Annotated in this window: 15 protein-coding genes; 5 read left to right on the top strand and 10 right to left on the bottom strand. The window is 66.3% G+C overall.

Annotation, left to right across the window (positions count from 1 at the left end):
* Positions 1 to 10: 10 nt before the first annotated feature.
* From IPI67_27615 to IPI67_27570, 10 genes are all read right to left on the bottom strand, one after another.
* The gene (locus tag IPI67_27615; protein ID MBK7583951.1) at positions 11 to 1,021 is read right to left on the bottom strand and encodes a dihydroorotate dehydrogenase-like protein; all 1,011 of its coding nucleotides are present in this window, start codon (positions 1,019 to 1,021) and stop codon (positions 11 to 13) included.
* Between the two features lies 1 nt (position 1,022).
* Entirely contained in the window at positions 1,023 to 4,568 is a 3,546-nt protein-coding gene (gene nifJ / locus IPI67_27610; GenBank protein ID MBK7583950.1) for a pyruvate:ferredoxin (flavodoxin) oxidoreductase, read from the bottom strand.
* 35 nt (positions 4,569 to 4,603) lie between these two features.
* Positions 4,604 to 5,068 carry a universal stress protein gene (locus tag IPI67_27605; protein MBK7583949.1) on the bottom strand — a complete coding sequence of 155 codons (465 nt, stop codon included), beginning with the start codon at positions 5,066 to 5,068 and terminating at the stop codon, positions 4,604 to 4,606.
* Positions 5,065 to 6,369: a sigma-54-dependent Fis family transcriptional regulator gene (locus IPI67_27600; GenBank protein MBK7583948.1), complete on the bottom strand. Its 1,305-nt coding sequence runs from the start codon at positions 6,367 to 6,369 to the stop codon at positions 5,065 to 5,067. The genes IPI67_27605 and IPI67_27600 overlap by 4 nt, the downstream gene beginning before the upstream one ends.
* A gap of 234 nt (positions 6,370 to 6,603) precedes the next feature.
* Positions 6,604 to 8,028, bottom strand: a complete 1,425-nt coding sequence (locus IPI67_27595) for a response regulator (GenBank protein MBK7583947.1) — start codon at positions 8,026 to 8,028, stop codon at positions 6,604 to 6,606.
* Entirely contained in the window at positions 8,025 to 8,792 is a 768-nt protein-coding gene (locus IPI67_27590) for a response regulator (GenBank protein ID MBK7583946.1), read from the bottom strand. The genes IPI67_27595 and IPI67_27590 overlap by 4 nt, the downstream gene beginning before the upstream one ends.
* Before the next feature lie 15 nt (positions 8,793 to 8,807).
* On the bottom strand, positions 8,808 to 9,980 hold the full coding sequence (locus IPI67_27585; protein ID MBK7583945.1) for a HAMP domain-containing histidine kinase: 1,173 nt from the start codon (positions 9,978 to 9,980) through the stop codon (positions 8,808 to 8,810).
* 14 nt (positions 9,981 to 9,994) lie between these two features.
* Positions 9,995 to 10,459: a universal stress protein gene (locus IPI67_27580; GenBank protein ID MBK7583944.1), complete on the bottom strand. Its 465-nt coding sequence runs from the start codon at positions 10,457 to 10,459 to the stop codon at positions 9,995 to 9,997.
* Positions 10,456 to 10,986: a universal stress protein gene (locus IPI67_27575; protein MBK7583943.1), complete on the bottom strand. Its 531-nt coding sequence runs from the start codon at positions 10,984 to 10,986 to the stop codon at positions 10,456 to 10,458. Before IPI67_27575 ends, IPI67_27580 begins: the two co-directional genes overlap by 4 nt.
* A gap of 39 nt (positions 10,987 to 11,025) precedes the next feature.
* Positions 11,026 to 11,589, bottom strand: a complete 564-nt coding sequence (locus tag IPI67_27570) for a CBS domain-containing protein (GenBank protein MBK7583942.1) — start codon at positions 11,587 to 11,589, stop codon at positions 11,026 to 11,028.
* A gap of 187 nt (positions 11,590 to 11,776) precedes the next feature.
* On the opposite strand from IPI67_27570, the gene IPI67_27565 reads away from it, so the two are divergent.
* From IPI67_27565 to IPI67_27545, 5 genes are all read left to right on the top strand, one after another.
* Positions 11,777 to 12,178, top strand: a complete 402-nt coding sequence (locus IPI67_27565) for a CBS domain-containing protein (GenBank protein ID MBK7583941.1) — start codon at positions 11,777 to 11,779, stop codon at positions 12,176 to 12,178.
* Between the two features lie 71 nt (positions 12,179 to 12,249).
* The gene (locus IPI67_27560; protein ID MBK7583940.1) at positions 12,250 to 13,968 is read left to right on the top strand and encodes a serine/threonine protein kinase; all 1,719 of its coding nucleotides are present in this window, start codon (positions 12,250 to 12,252) and stop codon (positions 13,966 to 13,968) included.
* Between the two features lie 166 nt (positions 13,969 to 14,134).
* Entirely contained in the window at positions 14,135 to 14,476 is a 342-nt protein-coding gene (locus IPI67_27555) for a hypothetical protein (protein MBK7583939.1), read from the top strand.
* 53 nt (positions 14,477 to 14,529) lie between these two features.
* The gene (locus tag IPI67_27550) at positions 14,530 to 15,321 is read left to right on the top strand and encodes a hypothetical protein (protein ID MBK7583938.1); all 792 of its coding nucleotides are present in this window, start codon (positions 14,530 to 14,532) and stop codon (positions 15,319 to 15,321) included.
* Entirely contained in the window at positions 15,318 to 16,154 is an 837-nt protein-coding gene (locus IPI67_27545; GenBank protein ID MBK7583937.1) for a hypothetical protein, read from the top strand. Before IPI67_27550 ends, IPI67_27545 begins: the two co-directional genes overlap by 4 nt.
* Positions 16,155 to 16,289: the final 135 nt, after the last annotated feature.

Below are 16,289 nucleotides of genomic sequence, written 5' to 3'. Positions count from 1 at the left end.
GCAGGTTCGCTCAGTGCGCGGGCCGGTCGAGATCGCGCCAGGTTTGCAGGATCTGGATGTAGTTCGCGCGCTCGTAGGCTTGCGGGTCGGGGCAGCGCAGGAGGCTCATGCTTCCCAGCATTTGCCTGACGGACTCGTAGTCGTGCTCCTCGAGCCAGGAGGTGAACGTCGATTTGACCGTCGCAAAGTGCAACGGGCCTCGCCGCAACACCGCGCTCACCATCTGCACCGCGTTGGCTCCGGCCATGATCGACTTGACGACGTCCGTCGCGTCCTGGACACCACCGGTGACCGCGAGGGATCTTGCTGCGCGCCCGTGCAAGACCGCGAGCCAACGCAATCGCAAGAGCAGCTCCGTGGACGTCGAGAGCTGCAGCCGATGGCGGACTTCGAGGTCTTCGATGTCGATGTCAGGCTGATAAAAACGATTGAAGACGACGAGCCCGGCCACTCCCGCGTCGGTCAGGCGCTGGGCGAAGTGTGCGAGTGACGTGTGAAAGGGCGATAGCTTGACCGCCAGCGGGATCTGAATGCTCTCCTCGATGCTCCGCACCATGCTGAGGATACGCTCCTCGACCGCTTCGCCGCTCTCCAGCGGGTCAGCGGACAACTGATATACGTTGAGCTCGAGAGCGTCCGCGCCAGCCTCCTGGATGAGCTTTGCGTAGCGCAGCCAGCCGCGCGCGGTCACGCCATTCAGTGACCCGATGACCGGAACGCTGAGCTCGCGCTTCAGTCGCGCGATCTGCTCCAGGTAGGCATCCGGCCCAAGTGCGTACCCCACGGGCACCGGCAGCCAGCTCTCCGCCTCCGCGAACGTGCTCGTTCCGCCCGCCGCGTGCCGGTCGTGCGCCAGCTCTTCCAGGGTGAGTTGTTCCTCGAACAACGAGTGCATCACCACTGCCGCCGCGCCGGCGTCGACTGCGCGCCGAACCGCGTCCAGGTCGTGCGCCAGCGGCGAAGCGCCCAGCAAGAGCGGGCTCTCGAGGCGAAGGCCCAGATATTCTGTGGAAAGATCCATGTCATTTCTCCGACGGAAGGGCGAAGCGGGCGAGCTCGTTGTAGAGCACCAGGCGGCGTTTGGCGTCCTTCTCGGCTTCCTTCATCAACAGCGCAAAACGCTCCGGGTTGCTGCGCTCGACGATGCGGAAGCGCGCCTCGTTGCGCGCGTACTCGAGCACGTTGCCCTTGGGGGTTCCCGAGTCCATCTGCAACGGCGGCTCACCGCGATCGGTGCGCCGGGGGTCATAACGGAAGAGATTCCACATCCCGGATTCGACGGCGAGCTTCTGCTGACGCGGTCCGTGAACGAGATCATATCCGTGCGCGATGCAGTGACTGTAGGCAATGATGAGGGATGGGCCCGGATGACTCTCGGCCTCGGCGAAGGCCCGCACAGTCTGTGCATCCTTGGCGCCGAAGGCCACTCGCGCCACGTAGGCGTGGCCATAACTCATCGCGATCAGCCCGAGGTCCTTCTTGGCGGTGCCTTTGCCGCTGGCAGCGAACTTCGCCGAGGCTCCGCGGGGTGTCGCCTTCGACTGCTGACCGCCGGTGTTGGAGTACACCTCGGTGTCGAGCACGAGCACGTTGACGTCTTTGTCCGATGCCAGCACGTGGTCGAGTCCACCAAACCCGATGTCGTACGCCCAGCCGTCCCCGCCGACGATCCAGACGCTCTTCTTCACCAGGTAGTCCGCCAGCTCGGAGAGAGCGCGCGCCGCCGGGTTCGACGAGCGCCCGAGGCGTTCCCGCAAGAGCCCGACCCGCTCGCGTTGTGCAGCGATCGCCGCCTCGTCCTCGGCAGAGGCGCCCAAGAGTGCGTCCGCGAGCTCACCGGGAAGCTCGCTGCCGAGCTCCCGCACCAGGCTGCGCGCGCGGTCCGTCAGGTAGTCGACGGACAGCCGGAACCCCAGGCCGAACTCGGCATTGTCCTCGAACAAGGAGTTCGCCCATGCCGGTCCGCGCCCGGCCTTGTTGGTGGTGTAGGGCGTGGTTGGCAGGTTCCCACCGTAAATGGACGAACACCCCGTGGCGTTTGCCATCAACAGGCGGTCGCCGAACAACTGGGTCAACAGCTTGATGTAAGGGGTTTCGCCGCAGCCCGAGCAGGCGCCCGAGTACTCGAACAGCGGCTCGAGCAGCTGCGACTCCTTGACGTCCACGGCCAGGCCCGAGCGAGCTGCCTCTGGCAGCCCCAGGAAGAACTCGTAGCTCCGGCGCTCGGTCTCGCGGAGCGGAGCCTGGGCCTGCATGTCGATGGCCTTGTGCCGGGGGTTTGATTTGTCCTTTGCGGGGCAAACTGCGACACAGACCGAACAGCCGGTGCAGTCCTCCGGCGCGACCTGAATGGTGTAACTCTGTCCGCGCAGCGTGCCGCTCTTCCACTCGGTGCTCTTGAAAGCTTCGGGGGCGCCGGCCAGCGCGGCGCCATCGTAGACCTTGGCGCGGATCGCCGCGTGGGGACAGACCAGCGCGCACTTGTTGCACTGGATACACAGGCCTTCGTCCCAGACCGGGATTTCATGCGCCAGGTTGCGCTTCTCGAAGCGTGACGTACCAACGGGCCACGTTCCGTCGATGGGAAAGGCCGAGACCGGGAGCAAGTCGCCCTGGCCGGCCAGGATCATGCCCGAAACCCGCTGCACGAAATCCGGAGCGTGGGGCGGGATGGGCGGAGGACGCGGTCTGCCGTTCTGTTCCAGCGTCGGGGGCGTGAACGGGACGAGGTGCTCGGCCGCCGCTCGGGCCGCCAGGATGTTGCGATGCACGAGCTCGTCGCCGCGCGACCCGTAGCTCTTCTTGATGGAGGCCTCGATGCGGGCGAGCGCCTCGTCCCGGGGTAGCGCCCCGGACAGCACGAAGAAACACGCCTGCATCACGGTGTTGATGCGACCGCCGAGGCCGTGTTCTCGGGCGAGCCCGTGGGCATCGACGACGTAACAAACGAGCTTCTTTCCCAGGATGGTCGCCTGAACTTCGCGCGGCAGCGCTGCCCACAGGTCGGCACCTTTCTGGGGAGCGTTGAGCAAGAAGATTGCTCCGTCGCGCGCCGTTGCCAGGACGTCGTAGCGCTCGAGCAGATCGAATTGGTGGCAAGCGACGAGCTCCGCCTCATCGATCAGATACGGTGCGTGGATCGGCTGAGGGCCGAAGCGCAGATGAGAAATGGTCACTGCGCCAGACTTCTTCGAGTCGTAGACGAAGTACCCTTGTGCGAACCGATCGGCCTCTTCACCGATGATCTTGATCGAGCTCTTGTTCGCGCCGACCGTCCCGTCGGAACCAAGTCCCCAGAACACCGCTTGGTAGGCGCCGTCTGCGGGCAGGCGGAAGCTCGAGTCGACATCGAGCGAGAGTTGCGTCACGTCGTCCACGATGCCGACGGTGAACCCGTGTCGGGGGCTGGGTTTGGCCAGCTCATCGAACACGGATTTGACCATCGCCGGCGTGAACTCCTTCGACGACAGGCCATAACGGCCGCCGACGACCCGGGGCGCCGGGCGTTCTGCGGCGGCGAACCAGGTTGCAACGACATCGAGGTAGAGGGGCTCGCCGGGTGCTCCAGGTTCCTTGGTCCGATCGAGCACCGCCACAGTCCGGGCGGACTTGGGGATCTCCGCCAGGAAATGGGCGGCCGAGAAGGGGCGGTAGAGCCGGACCTTGAGCACACCCACGCGTTCACCTCGTGCGACGAGGGCGTTGACCGTCTGTTCGACGGTCTCGGCTGCGGAGCCCATGATCACGATCACCCGCTCCGCCTCCGGGTGGCCCTGATACTCGAACAGTCGATAACTTCGGCCGGTCGCCTCGGCGAACCGGCTCATCGCGCGCTCGACGATGCCTGGGCATTCTGCGTACACGCTGTTGATGGCTTCCCGTGCCTGGAAGAAGGTGTCGGGGTTTTGCGCGGTCCCGCGCAGCACTGGGCGATCCGGCGTGAGTGCCCGGTCGCGGTGCGCGCTGATGGCCTCCTCCGGGAGCATGTGTCTCAGCTGATCGTCGTCCAAGCGCACGATCTTGGCGATCTCGTGGGAGACCCGGAAACCGTCGAAGAAGTGCAGGAATGGCACTCGGGAGTTGAGCGTCGCGGCGTGTGCGATGCACGCGAAGTCCTGGGCTTCCTGCACCGAGCTGGAACAGAGCATCGCAAAGCCAGTGCCGCGACACGCCATCACGTCCGAGTGGTCACCGAAGATGCTGAGCGCGTGGGTCGCGATGGTCCGGGCGGCGACGTGCAGCACGAACGGCGTCAATTCGCCGGCGATCTTGAACATGTTGGGGATCATCAAGAGCAGGCCCTGGGACGCCGTGAAGGTGGTGGCCAAACATCCCGCCTGCAGCGCGCCGTGAACCGCGCCGGCGGCGCCGCCCTCGGACTGCATCTCCGTCACGCTGGGGATTCGTCCCCACAGGTTGGGCTCGCCGTGTGCAGACCAGTCGTCAGCCAGCTCCCCCATCGCCGAGGCGGGGGTGATCGGGTAGATCGCGATGACCTCGCTGGCGCGATAAGCAACGGATGCGGCGGCTTCGTTGCCGTCTACGGCGACGTGGGTGATGGCGTTCATTGGTTCTCGAAGGTTCGCGTACGGTTGGAGGAGGGTCAAGCTCCGACACCGCGCGGAGGCACGGGCAGCGCTTGTGGAGTGCTGGGTGCACGCAGCGTCAGGACTGGACAGTGCGCCGAGCCGAGCACGCGCCGAGTCACCGTGCCGACCCGGCTGGGATTGGCTCCAATCCCTGCCGCCCCCATCACGATCAGAGCGAACTTTCCGGCGGCGGCCAGAGTAACGATCAGCTCGTGCGGCGCACCGACCTCGACGCGAGTGTGATGGGGAGGGGAGCCCGCGCCGCGCACGAACTCTCGCATGTGAAGCTTGGCCCGCTTGCGGGCGAGATCGCGCACGCGCGCTTCGTCGGTCAGTGACAGGCCGACCGGCGGTTCCCACACGTAGACCACCTCGACACGTCCCGACAGACTCCGCGCGATGGCGCTCGCACTGGCGAGCGCGACGTGGGAGTCAGGGGAGAAATCGGTGGCGACGAGGATTCGCCGCGGTCCGTTCATTCAGCAGCCCGGTTCTCGGCCGCGCGCAAGAGCTCCTCCGCAGTCCCCCGGGTCGCGCCATACTCTTGAAGCTTGTACTGGATCTTGCGGATGCTGACGCCCAACACCCGCGCAGCTCTCGACGTGCTGCCGCCGTGCGCTGCCCAGGTCTGCAGGATGGCGAAGCGCTCGATGTCGGCCAGTGTGGCGCCGGGTACGGTCGGACGCCGGCGGTCGCTGCGCGCTGGGATGCTCAGGTGCTCCGCGCGAATCACACCGGAATCACTCTTGGCGTGAGCCAGTGAGAGGATCTGGCGCAGCTCTGCGATGTTGTTGGGCCAGTCGTGGCGCTTCAGTCGGTTGACGACCTCTGCGCTGAGTCCGGGACCTCTGGGGCCCAAGACCGAGCGTGCCAATGGCACGAGATCGTCCGGGCGCTCGCGGAGCGCCGGAATGCGGACCTGGAGAACCGTCAGTCGGCGCGCAAGGTCTTCGCGGAAGGTGCCCGCGGCCACGGCCGAGGCAAGGTCCCAGAGCCCGGAGCTGATCAAGCGCGGTGCTCGCGTGGGGCCGGCGTCGACGAGCGCATCGAGCAGCGCACTCTGTGCGACGAGCGGCAGTTCAGCCACATCGGGAAGGTACAACGTGCCGCCTGACGCTTGCTCGACCGCGGTGCGGGTCTCGGCGCGCACCGCGTGTGGGTTTGCCGCGCGCTCTGCCAGGGGGTGGCAGGCGAGGAGGACGAAAGGGGCCTGCGCGCGGCGCGACAACAGGTGCAGCGCCCGTGCGAGCCGCGCCCGCCCCGTCTGAGGCTCGCCGAGCAGAAACACACTGGCCTGTGTAGGAGCGAAACGGCGCACCAGCCGCGCGACCTCGTGCATCTCGGGCGACCGTGTGACTACGTCGGGCAGCTCCGACGGTTCATTGATCGGCGATGCGGCGCCCTCCGAGCGGTTGGGCGCGACGGCTTCGGCGATGAGGGCCAAGAGGCGCTCGGTGTCGAGCGGCTTCACGATGCAATCGAGGGCTCCCTCGCGCATCGCCTCGAGCGCGGTGTCGACGCTGCCGAACGCCGTCATGAGCACTACGGGAATGTTCAGGTCGGTCCGCCGCACTCGGCGCAACAGCTCCAGTCCGTCCATCGACGGCATCCGCAGGTCCGTCAGGATCAGGTCCGGTCGAGCTTCAGCTACTCGTGCCAGGGCCTTGAAGGCGTCTCCGGCGGTGTCTGCGAGGTAGCCGGACTCACGCAGCAGATCGGCCAACGCCATCCGGGCATTGGCTTCGTCGTCCACAATCAGAATTCGTGCTGGTTGACCCATGGCCGTCCCTTTCCGGCACAGACCTATGCATCCGTTGTGCCTTCGCCATTCCGCGGGCGATCTGCGGTTGGGCGCGCCCGAATCTGTGATTCAGAGCCGCGAAGAATCGTAAGTTCTGCGTGCACAGCGTGGGACCCGCGCAGAATTCGCACGCCCTCCAGCCCTCCCCTCCGCGAGCCCGGGCGGGTGGGTTATTCGCGCTGGACCGCGGCCGCGTCGGGCGGGTCTCGCGGGTTACGAGCTGTGCCCGACGAGTCCGGGAAAACGCAGCGTAAAACGTGTGCGCCCTGGGCGAGACTCCGCGTGAATCGTGCCGCCGTGCTCGTTGACGATCCGATGCACGATCGCCAAGCCCAGGCCCGTCCCCGCCTCCTTCGTGGTGTAAAAGGCGTCGAAGATCGGGGCGTCGTCTGCAAAGCCGTGGCCGGTATCTTCCACGAAGACTTCCACAAAACCGTCGACGCCATCCGTGACACCGACGTTCACGCTACCGCCGGCTGTGGCCGTCGCTTCGAGCGCATTCCGCATCAAATTGATCAAGACCTGCCGCAGCCGCTCCGGATCTCCCTCGATTTGGGTGCGCGCGCCGGGCGACCCAGCGTTGATGGTCACGCCACGGGCTTCTGCTTCCGGGCGGAGTTGAACCGCCACGGACTGGACGAGCTCGGAGAGCTCCGCGGTCTTGAGGGCCAAGGGGTTCGGGCGCGCAAAAGCCAAAAAGTCGGACACCAAGCGATCGAGACGACCTATCTCGTCATGGACGATGTCCACCACGGGGAGCAGTGTGGCGGGCGTGTTCTGGCCGCGCTCCAGGCGCCGACGCAAGACCTGAAGTTGCAAGCTCGCCGAGTTGAGCGGATTGCGAACCTCGTGAGCCAGGCCCGCGGCTAGCGTTCCCACCGCCGCCAGGCGCTCCGCGACCGCCGTTCGGCGCTGCATCGTGCGCTCCTCGGTTACGTCGATCCCGACCGCCAAGGTCGTCGGGCCACTTCGGGGACCGGGGACCTCCGCCAGCTGCCAGCGGATCAGCAAGCGCCCTCCGGACTTCAAGCCGAGGCGGCGGTCGCCGCCTGTGCCAAGGAGATCGCGCCCGGGCTTGCCGAGCATCTCTTGGCGCGCGAAGCCGGTGACCTCTTCGAGTCGCCGGTTCCAGAGCCGGATGGTACCGTCCGGGTCGAGTGCGGTGACGAACGCGGGAACCGCCTCGACGACTTCGCGATAACGCCGCTCGGACTCTTCGAGCTGCGCTCGAAGGGTTTCGCGCTCGCTCACGAGGGTCTGTCGGGCGAGCGCGCCGCCGACCTTGGCGAGCAGGTCCGCCGGTTCGAACGGCTTGAGGAGGTAGGCAAAGACGCCCTGCCCGACGGCCGCCGCGGCGCTCTCCACCTTGGCGTCGCCGGTGATGATGATGGCCTCCGCCAATGGGCACGTGCGGCGCAGGTCCGTGACCAGATCCAGCCCATCGACGTCGGGAAGCCGGCGATCAACGAGCAACAGATCGAGTGCCGGTCCGTGTTTCCGAGCAACGGCCAGCGCAGCGGCACCGGACCCGGCCAGCTCACACTCGATGTTCAGCGAGTCGATGCCGGACAGGATCTCGGCGACGTTCTCGGCGAGGTCGGCGTTGTCATCGACGACCAAGACCCGACTGGCGCTCATCTTCGCTCCGCCGCATGGTGCACTTTTTGCGCCAGCCATCCGAGATTGCACGGTTTGGGGATGCACGGCATGAGCGTGTTTGACCCTGGGATGTTGATGTGGCCCAGCTCGTCCGCGTGCTCCTCCGCAAAACCGGAGAGGAACATCACCGTGAGGCCCGGGTCACGCGCCATCAAGCGGCGAGCCACTTCGAGGCCGTTGGAATCCGGTAGCCGGATGTCGACGACAGCGACGCGGGGCAAGTTGCGTTGCGCGAGGGCCTCCTCGCCAGAATGAGCGACGATGGGAGCAAGCCCAAGGTCGGCTAGCGCCGCAGCCAAGTCCTCCGCAAGCTCGTGAGAATCTTCGACCACCAGCACGTCCATGCGCTCTCTCGCGAACGTCTGAACGATGCGGGCCAGCCGGGCAATCTCGACAGGCTTCGCCAAGACCTCGAGGGCTCCGGCCTCTTCGGCGATGAGCTCCGTCTGGTGGTCCATGAAGCCGCTCATCATGACGACGGCGGTACGTATCCCGCTGCGGCGCATGTCTCGAATCAGCTCGACGCCGGCACGGCCTGGCAGGCGTTGATCGGTGATGACGCCCGCGTAGTCGTGGAGCCCGAGCTGTTCGAGGGCACTCTCGGCGGAATGAGCGATATCGGCGACAGCCCCGAGCTCCGACAGCACTTCGGCGAGGTTCTCGGCCATGTCCGGGTCATCTTCGACGACGAGGAGGCGCGCGCGGTCGACCACAGTGGCTAGGTAGTCGTCAGTCGACGCCACCGCAAGCCGCCCTGCTCAGCTTCCGGGGGACGAAGCGGGTTCGGCGGGGGAATCCGGAAACCAGAGCCGAAAGCAGGCGCCTTTCCCCGAGGAGATCAGCTCGAGCTCCCCGGAGTGGGCACGAACGATGCGTCGACAAAGGGCGAGCCCGAGGCCCGTTCCCCGCGCTTTCGTGGTGAACAGCGCGTCGAAGATCCGGTCTCGGATATTCGACGGCACACCGGGCCCTTCATCGGTGACGGTGAGCTCCGTCCCGGCCCCGCGTCGAGCGGCCCGCACGGTGACCGTGCCACCGCCGGCCATGGCCTCGCTAGCGTTTCCGATGAGGTTGCTCATCAGGTGTCCGAAGTCGTCTTCGTCCACATCGACTTGCAGGTCTTCGTCCAGGTCGAAAACGAGCTTGGTGTCGAGAGCCAGGTCCTCCGTAACGCGCAAGAGCAGTGGGTGAAGAAGCTGCGCCTTGCGGCGTGGAGGGCGGTCTCGGGCGAGGTCCAGCAGGTTCTTGATGATGGTGCTGCACTGCCCGATCTGCTTCTGGATCTTGTGATGATGTTTTTCGAGCTGGGGGTCGACCACGTCGAGCTTCTTCAACCGTTGCTGCGCCAGGTAGAGCGACGACTCGATGATCCCGAGCGGGTTGCGCAGTTCGTGCCCCACACTCGCGGCCAGTTGCCCGATTGTCGCGAGGCGCTCGTGGCTACGAATGCCCTCCGATAGGTAGGAGTGGTAGGCGTCCAGCATCACGGCGAGCTCGACGTCCAGCAGCTGATGGAGCGCCCGCTCCGCGTCCGCGCGCGCCGCCGACTGGGAGGGATCGACCACGTGCAGCGCCTGGATCAGGCCGGTGCGGATGCGGGCCATGGCGGTGAGCATGAAGCGCTGCTGCAGCCCAACCCGAACATGGACCAAACCGATGCGTTCGCGCCGGGCGACCCACGTGGCGTCGTGAGGTCCGTCGAGGGAGCTGCGGAGCCACGCCTCGAGACTGTGTTTCAGCCGAGCAATCTGCTCCTTGCCGCCCGTGATGGCGACTCGGGCGTCGGGATCACCCTCGATCGTGGCGTAGAAGTCGTCGATGATCGCCGGAATCGCGGATGCGATGCGGGGCGCGACACTCCGAAGGGTGGCGCTGGTGCGCGCGTCGAAACCGACGTAGCGCTTGATGCCTGCGAAGGTGGCTTCGTCCATTGCGTGCTGAGGACTCAGCCGCTCGAGTCGGTCGTTCGAACCGTCAGGACCGGGCGAGTCGCTCGGCGCACGACCTTCTCGGCGATGCTACCGAGCAAGAGGTGGGCGAAGCCACTCCGTCCGTGTGTTCCCATGGCGATCAGGTCGAAGTCTTCGCGCTCGGCCAGCTCTACGATCGTCTGTGACGGATCTCCCTGCTCGACGCGTGTATGGGCGATGGCGATGCCGTCGCTCTCGGCTTGTTTGGCGAACTCCCGCATCGCAGCCTCAGCCTGATCACTGGCGAGCTGGGCGAGGGTCTGCGTGGTTCCCGCGGCTCCGACCATGGCTTCGGGTGCCACGAATGCTGGCGCCTCCCAGACGTAGAGCAGATCGATCGTCGCGTTGAAGCTCTTCGCGAGCATGGCGGCGTGCTCGAGTGCGGCCTTCGAGCAGGCCGAGTAATCCACGGGGACCAGAATTCGGCGCAGGTTGTTCATCTCTGGGCTCCTTCGGAACCTTTGAGGTTCACTTCATCCACGAGCCTACCAGGCTCGGCGTCTTTCGCCGTTTCGTTCAGCGGTACCACCAGCACGGGGCAGGGGGCGAGCCTGAGCACCCGTTCCGCCACGCTTCCCATGAGAAAGCGTCGCACGCCGGTGCGGCCGTGAGTACCCATCACGAGCAAGTCGATGGGTTGGGACCGGGCGCGCTCGACGATGACCGCGGCGGCGTCGCCGATCTCCCGAGTAACTCGGAGTTTTGCGCGCTCGTCGGACGAGAAACCGGCCAACAGCCCTTCGACGTCGGTCTGGGCCTGCTCGTCGGCCACCTCCGCCAGCGTGCGGGGCCCGACGGCCGCCCAAACCAACACGCCCGGCTGAATGTACGCCGGCAGCTGGTAGACGTGCAGGACCTCGACCTCGCCAGAGAAACGTCCGGCCAGATCGACGGCGCTACGGAGAGCTCTTCGCGAGCACTCCGATGCGTCGACCGGGCAGAGGATGCGGCGGAAGCCACTCAACATGCTCCGCCCGAGTCGCAAGTCTCGTGCCGCGTCCAGCGCTCAGGCGTGCGGATCAGGCACGCGGTAGCCTTCTTCTTGGGCCAGCCACCTCAAGATGTCGAGGGCGCTCAGGATACCAACCACCTTCCCGGCGGCGGAGGCCACGGGAACCCGATGCACTCCCTCGAGGGCCATCAAGGCCGCGGCCCGCGCGATGCTCGTCCCCTCTGCAACGGTGAACGCTAGCGGTGTCATGACGTCTTTGACGGTCGCTTCGTCGTTGCCGACCACATGCATCCCGCGGTCGAGTCCGGCGCGAATTCCGTCACGAAACACCTCGGGCTCCCCTTGCTCCGCGGTGTCCCCGCGATCCTGGTGTTCGCGCAGCACGTCAGTCTTCGACACCACACCGAGCGTGCGCCCGGAAGCGTCGACCACTGGAGCGCCGCTGATCCCGCGATCGAGGAACAGCCCAGTCAGAGCCTCGAGTCCGAGGTCCGGCGGTACACACACCACGTTCTTGGTCATGATTTTCGAGACGGGGGTCGTCTCCGCCGGTCCCGCGGCTTGGCCACTTGCCAAGTGGGGGACGATCTCGCTGTGCTTCGCGGGTTGTTCAGCCATGGGTCCTCACTGTTCGTGCGCAGCGCCTGCGGTGCGAGGTTTGCTCGGCGCATGGCTTGCGCGAGCGTTTCCGAGCGCCCAGCGATCTGCGGCGCTCGCGAGTCTCGAACCTTGGGGGCATGCGGGTTGCATCACAGTCGAGCTATCACTCGAAGGAAAGCGAGAAACGATGGTCGTCGAAGACGTCATGACTCTGAAACCGACTACTGCTCAGTCAAATACGCCAATCCGGACTGTGATCGCGACGCTGTTCGAGAGCGACTTTCGGCATCTCCCCATCGTCGACGGGGAGGAACTGGTGGGCATCGTCAGTGATCGCGATCTCCGGACATTCCTTGCGCCGAGCATGCTGGAGCTCGAAAGGCCCGCCGACGTTCAGGCGCGCCTCGCTCAGCCAATCTCGACGGTGATGAACACGGATCTTCTGAGCGTCACGCCGGAGACAGCACTCTCCGAGGTCGTGGAGATGATGATCGACCAGAAGGTAGGAGCCATCCCCGTGGTTCGCCCTGGGAGCCAGACCCTGGTGGGCATCATCAGCTACGTCGACGTGCTGCGGGCGGCAGAGGAGCTATTCGAGGACGAGTAACATCGTCGAGCCAGGGCTGGTAGGCTCGTGCCTCTCATGTCATCAGGGGCGTCTCGGGCGTTGGTCGGAGCATGACCGCGCAGTTCGTCTGCACCGAGTGCGGTGAAGGGGCCGCGCAGCCGGGATTCTGCACCCGGGATGGATCGGAGCTCGCGCGCGCGGGGGACGACGAGCTTCTGGGCACGATGGTGCAGAGCTTTCGCATCACTCGGCTGCTCGGCGCGGGAGGCATGGGGCAGGTGTACCGCGCCGTGAACCCCAACATCGGGAGTCAGGTTGCGATCAAGTTTCTGTCCCGGGCCTTCGTTGAGTCTCGCGCGGCGCTCGAGCGGTTTTTCGCCGAGGCTCAGGCCGTCAATCGGATCCGTCACGAGCACATCGTCAACGTGATCGATCTGGCGACCCTTCCGGACGGGCGCCCGTACATCATCATGGAGTACCTCGAGGGGCGCTCGCTCTCGGCGCTCAATCGGGCCAGCCATCGGCCAGGGCTGGGGTTTCTGGCGCGCTATTTCGCCGAGGTACTCGACGCCCTCGGTCGGGCCCACGAACACGGCATCGTCCATCGCGACCTCAAGCCCGACAACTTGTGGGTCACGCCCGCGGGTCACGCCAAGGTCCTCGATTTCGGCATCGCAAAGCTCCACGCGGCCGGTGACATCGGGACGCCTCACACCCACACCGGCGCGCTGATGGGAACGCCGCACTACATGTCGCCAGAGCAGGCCGCGGGGCAGCCCGTGGACTTCCGCAGTGATCTGTACTCGCTAGCGGTCGTGCTCTACGAGTGTGTCACAGGCAGCAAACCCTTCGATGCCACCTCGCTGTTCGAACTCTTGCGCCAGCACATCGAGCAGCCCCCGCTGCCGCCCAGCCAGCTGCTGACGGGCATGCCGCCGGCGTACGAGCAAGTCTTGCTGCGCGGGTTGCAGAAAGACCCCGGCCTGCGCTTCCGCAGCGCACAAGAAATGCGAGCTGCGCTCGAGGCGGCGGCCGCCGGCCTCGGGCCGGAGGCTTTTGTCGCGCTGGACGTCGGTGTGGCCCCGGCAGACCGGAGTCTGAGCGCGCAGAGAACGCCGGGCCTCTTGCCGACGGCTCAGAGCCTGGGCGCGCTGGCCCACACCCTGCCCGCCGCGGCTCAACCGACGCCGCCGGGCTCGCGACCGTTTCGGCTCGCACCGTGGCTCGCTGCGCTGGGGTTGGGTTTCGCGCTCCTGGCCGCGCTGCTCGTGGTCGGCCTCGTCGCGTGGGGGCTTTCCGTGAACGACAGGCAAGCCGCGAGCCCGCCGGCGGCTGGCCCCGTGGCCCAGCCCGGTAAGGCGCCCTCGGCGACGCAGCGAGAGCCGACGGAGTTCTTCGACACGGCGCGGGTCCGGGCGCAGGCGCTCGCCAGTGATGCGCAGCTCGTCCGCATCGAAGCGCACGACGTCAGTCCCGACGGTAAGCTCGACTTCCGCGGTCCGGGGCGCCCGCGTGCGGACTTCTACTTCCTCTCACCGAAGGAGGCACAGCGCACCGGCGGCCAGGACGATCCGGCCTGCATCATCCGAGTCACCCTATCGCGCGACGGTGAGATCGCGAGCTTCACCAACTCGGATTGTGACGAACCGATCATTTTGAAGCCCAAGTGCAGCATCAGTGGGGTGATGAAACGCATCGCGGGGGCGCTGCCGGCTGGGACTCGCACCGCCGAGCTCGTGAAGTACACGGAGCGCACCGAGGACGAGCCGCCGCAGTGGTTCGTCAAGGAGGGCCGCTTCGAGATGTGGTTGCCTGACCGATGTCCGTGAGTCAGGACGCCCGAGCTGCCGTGTTGCCACGGTATGCAGCGTTTGCGACACGGTAGCAAACCGCCCGCAAAGTTTGCTCTTCGACGCCGCCGTGACCCATGGCGGCACGGCCTTCGCAAGAATTCCTTCGTGAAGCACCAATCCGACGGCTACTCTGGAGGAACCCATGACGAACTGGCTGCACTTCTCAATCGCTCTCGCCTCACTCAGCCTCGCACCCCTCACCGTGGCCTGTGACAAGGGGGCATCGGCAACGGACAGCAAGTGTGTGCAGAACGGTACGCTGGTGGAGTTGTCTGGCAATCATGGCCACACCGTGGACATCCCGGCTGACGGGGTGAAGCGCGGCATTGGCGGCACCTATGCCGTCAAGGGCGGCGACCACGAGCACGCGATTGCGTTGAAGGACGAGGACATGAAGAAGCTGCAAGCGGGGCAGCCCGTCACGACCCGCACCACCAGCGTCAACGGTCACGTGCACGAAGTCTCCATCAGCTGCAAACCCTGACGACTCCGCGGTCAGGTTGGGAGTTGGCCGGAGAGCTGGTGTAAGCTGCGCTTGTGACGCTGTTCGGCGGGTTGAAGCTCGAACCCTGGGTGGTAGCAACTCCCGGATTGCGGGCACGCTTGGCGGAGCGCACGCTCGGATTTCATCGCACCGAGCTCGCGTGGCACGATCCGACACGCCGCGCGAGCCAGGCGCTGCTGGATCAGCTCGAGCGTTTCGACGAACTGACGTTCGGCCCGCATGGGCTCCGCATGCCACGCTGGGCGTTCTACGATTGCGCCGAGCTGCCGGGCGCCGTGTTTGGTTTCAGCGGGTCGCCGGCGGTGTTGCCGGACAAGACTCGGTCATTGCTGCCCGAGGCGACGGAGACGTTTCCGTTCTCGATGTGCATGGCCACCCCGATGGTGACAGCCGGGGAGTGGCTCATCTACTCGATATCGAGTTTGTTCGAGCTCACGCCCGGCGAGGACGCCGTCGAGCTCGGAGTGGAGACCCTGGCGCTGGCGCTCGGAGCGCTCTCGCCTCGCCGCGTGCACGGCACCATGCAGTGGCGCTCGCCCAGCCTGGCAGCTCATGCGCGCTTTGCGCCCCTGGAGGTTCGCTCGGCTTGGGTCCCCGCCCACACCCACGCGGCGACTTGTGTATTTGCCTTCGATGTCGACGCTGCTCGCATCGAACGAGCGCTTGCGGGTGGCACGGCGGAGGGCGAAGGGGCGTTCTCGGTCGATCCCGAGGACCACCTCGGGCTCGAGCGGCTCCAGGTTCGACTCGAAGCCGGCGCACGCTTGGACGTCTGTGGAGTTGACGACGCCGGCTCGGCCCAGGCTCGCTGGAGAACGAAGTGAGGATCAAACCCCGGAACAAGGCGTTGCTCACCCGCCTTCGCCCCTTCGTCGTGGCGATCCCCGAGCACCAGCGGCAGTTCGACGCCGAAGCGCTGGGACTGCAGTCCCGAGCGACCGAGTGGCTCGATCCCCTGCGGCTCTCATCCGTGCCCACGCTCGAGCTCCTGCGCAGGCTCGATGGCGCAACGTTCGGCCCCGAAGGCATGCCGATGCCGCGCTGGGTGTTCTTCGACGGGGCGGAGCTGCCCGGTGGCATCGTCGGTTTCGGCGCCGACGCTTCCAGCCTCGCCGCGTCCACCCGCGCGCTGCTCCGGGTCGAGGACGCTCACACGGGGTTGGTCCCGCTCTCGATGTTCATCGCGATCCCCACGCACGAGCCGGGAACCTGGATGGCGCACAACTTGGCGAGCCTCGCTCCGCAGGTGCCCGATGAGGACCTCGAAGGGCTTGGGGGATTGACCAAGGCGTACGGCTTGGCGGTGTATCGCGCGAAGCGGCAGATTGGCGCGACGCAGTGGAACTCGAGCGCACTCTCGATTCACACCCGGCTCGGCCCACTCGAGCTCCTGAGTGCCTGGACTCCCGCGCACAGCGAGCCGTGGACACTCACCTACGGCGTCGACGTGACACAGGGCGCGCTCTTGAATCTGGCCAGGGATTTGGAGGGAGCCGTCGACACGCCGAGCCCGGAGCTCTGGGTCGACTCACGAGACCATTCAGCGCAAGTGGAGCTGCAGGTGCGCATCGAGGCGGGAGAGCGCTTTCAAATCGTCGGCCGCCCCGAGGTGCTCGGGCATGAACATCAGCGCGTTCCGGTGCGGGCTCTGACGTAGCGGCGATGGTTCCGAGGCGGTGGCCGAGCTCGGGCCAGCGCAGGCGTTGCCGCAGCGTCGGGAATCGCTGCAGGGATTGCGCTGGCACACGCCGCCGAACATGAAATTCGACGTGGATCGGTGCGTGGAATGGCG

This window comes from Myxococcales bacterium (assembly GCA_016706225.1).
Taxonomy (GTDB): domain Bacteria; phylum Myxococcota_A; class Polyangia; order Polyangiales; family Polyangiaceae; genus JADJKB01.
The sequence above is the reverse complement of the archived record's forward strand: the minus strand, read 5'-3'. Positions and strand labels throughout refer to the sequence as shown.

Bases quoted from the DNA above. Each gene is read 5' to 3' on its own strand.
- IPI67_27615 (MBK7583951.1), bottom strand. From the start codon at position 1,021: ATGGATCTTTCCACAGAATATCTGGGCCTTCGCCTCGAGAGCCCGCTC.
- nifJ (MBK7583950.1), bottom strand. From the start codon at position 4,568: ATGAACGCCATCACCCACGTCGCCGTAGACGGCAACGAAGCCGCCGCA.
- IPI67_27605 (MBK7583949.1), bottom strand. From the start codon at position 5,068: ATGAACGGACCGCGGCGAATCCTCGTCGCCACCGATTTCTCCCCTGAC.
- IPI67_27600 (MBK7583948.1), bottom strand. From the start codon at position 6,369: ATGGGTCAACCAGCACGAATTCTGATTGTGGACGACGAAGCCAATGCC.
- IPI67_27595 (MBK7583947.1), bottom strand. From the start codon at position 8,028: ATGAGCGCCAGTCGGGTCTTGGTCGTCGATGACAACGCCGACCTCGCC.
- IPI67_27585 (MBK7583945.1), bottom strand. From the start codon at position 9,980: ATGGACGAAGCCACCTTCGCAGGCATCAAGCGCTACGTCGGTTTCGAC.
- IPI67_27580 (MBK7583944.1), bottom strand. From the start codon at position 10,459: ATGAACAACCTGCGCCGAATTCTGGTCCCCGTGGATTACTCGGCCTGC.
- IPI67_27575 (MBK7583943.1), bottom strand. From the start codon at position 10,986: ATGTTGAGTGGCTTCCGCCGCATCCTCTGCCCGGTCGACGCATCGGAG.
- IPI67_27570 (MBK7583942.1), bottom strand. From the start codon at position 11,589: ATGGCTGAACAACCCGCGAAGCACAGCGAGATCGTCCCCCACTTGGCA.
- IPI67_27565 (MBK7583941.1), top strand. From the start codon at position 11,777: ATGACTCTGAAACCGACTACTGCTCAGTCAAATACGCCAATCCGGACT.
- IPI67_27560 (MBK7583940.1), top strand. From the start codon at position 12,250: ATGACCGCGCAGTTCGTCTGCACCGAGTGCGGTGAAGGGGCCGCGCAG.
- IPI67_27555 (MBK7583939.1), top strand. From the start codon at position 14,135: ATGACGAACTGGCTGCACTTCTCAATCGCTCTCGCCTCACTCAGCCTC.